The organism is Streptomyces sp. BE20, from assembly GCF_036322525.1.
Taxonomy (GTDB): Bacteria; Actinomycetota; Actinomycetes; order Streptomycetales; family Streptomycetaceae; genus Kitasatospora.
This window is the reverse complement of the sequence record NZ_JAQYWW010000887.1, coordinates 1-613: the sequence shown is the minus strand read 5'-3', so window position 1 is coordinate 613 and position 613 is coordinate 1. Positions and strand designations below refer to the sequence as shown.

At 69.2% G+C, this 613-nt stretch carries 1 protein-coding gene; it reads left to right on the top strand.

All coding sequences use genetic code 11. From position 1 onward, the window contains the following. Nucleotides 1-32: 32 nt before the first annotated feature. The coding region (locus tag PUR61_RS19165) for a GTP-binding protein (protein WP_329880176.1) at nt 33-613 on the top strand (581 nt) is incomplete at its 3' end.

Genomic DNA, 613 nt, shown 5'->3' with positions numbered 1-613 from the left:
GCCCGACGTCACGCTGCTCGAAAGGGTCCTCAGTGGACTTCGCAAGCTCTAACGCGGCCGCCCCCACCCGCGCCACCACCTCCGCGAAGATCGTCGTCGCCGGCGGCTTCGGTGTCGGCAAGACCACGCTCGTCGGCGCCGTCTCCGAGATCAACCCCCTGCGCACCGAAGCCGTCATGACCTCCGCGTCCGCCGGCATCGACGACCTCAGCCACGTCTCCGGCAAGACGACCACCACCGTCGCCATGGACTTCGGCCGCATCACCCTCGACGAGGACCTCATCCTCTACCTGTTCGGCACCCCCGGACAGGACCGCTTCTGGTTCATGTGGGACGACCTCGTCCGCGGCGCCATCGGAGCCGTCGTCCTCGTCGACACCCGACGCCTCGCCGACTGCTTCCCCGCCCTCGACTACTTCGAGAACAGCGGACTCCCCTTCGTCGTCGCCCTCAACGGCTTCGACGGACACCAGCCCCACACCTCCGACGAGGTCCGCGAAGCACTCCAACTCGGCCCCGACACCCCCGTCGTCACCCTCGACGCCCGACGCCGGGACAGCGCCAAGAGCGCCCTCATCACCCTCGTCGAACACGCCCTCCTCGCCCGCCTCCG